Source organism: Aeromonas media, assembly GCF_000819985.1.
In the GTDB taxonomy this organism is placed as follows: Bacteria; Pseudomonadota; Gammaproteobacteria; order Enterobacterales; family Aeromonadaceae; genus Aeromonas; species Aeromonas media.
This window is the reverse complement of record NZ_CDBZ01000121.1, coordinates 1,531-2,199: the sequence shown is the minus strand read 5'-3', so window position 1 is coordinate 2,199 and position 669 is coordinate 1,531. Positions and strand designations below refer to the sequence as shown.

General features: G+C 67.9%; 1 protein-coding gene. It reads right to left on the bottom strand.

From position 1 onward, the window contains the following. Positions 1-199 precede the first annotated feature (199 nt). Positions 200-669: uroporphyrinogen-III C-methyltransferase (locus BN1127_RS10605; protein ID WP_042649416.1), on the bottom strand; the 470-nt coding region annotated here is incomplete at its 5' end.

Below are 669 nucleotides of genomic sequence, written 5' to 3'. Positions count from 1 at the left end.
GCCTGGCCCGGATCATCGGCGTGGATCAGCAGGCGGGAGGGGGGGCCATCCTGGCCCCGGGGAAGAGTAGTCATGGCGCTCCTTGCCAACGGCTATCGCAACGTGTCTGCTGCCAATGCCGCAACATGAAGGCCAACTATTTGAATCTACCTCCTTTTTATCCATCAGGAGGTAGTGGGGGTAGAGGGGGAAACCCTGCTCAGGCTACCCGCTCCATGGTCTGGTTCAGCAGGGCCTGCAGCTCGGCGCCAAGGTTCACCACCTCCCCCATGATCATCAGCACGGGGCTCTGGCCGAGCAGGGCACGGGCGGCCTGCTCCAGTCCCTCCAGCCGGGCGTGATGGACCTGCTGGCGCGCACTGCACCCGGCCACCACCAGCGCCACCGGCAGATCGCCCGAGGCCCCCGCCGCCAGCAACCCCTGCCGGATCTGGGCCGCCCGCTCCAGCCCCATGTAGAACACCAGGGTATGGCCGGCCCGGGTCAACCCCTGCCAGCCCCGATAGTCCCCCTCGTCCATCAAATGACCCGTCACCAGGGTCAGGGAGCGGGCCAGCCCTCTGTGGGTCAGGGGAATAAGAGTGCTGGCGGCGCACCCCAGGGCCGCCGTGATACCAGGCACCAGCTCGGCCTCGATGCCGTGGCGGGCCAGGTGCAGCGCCTCCTCCC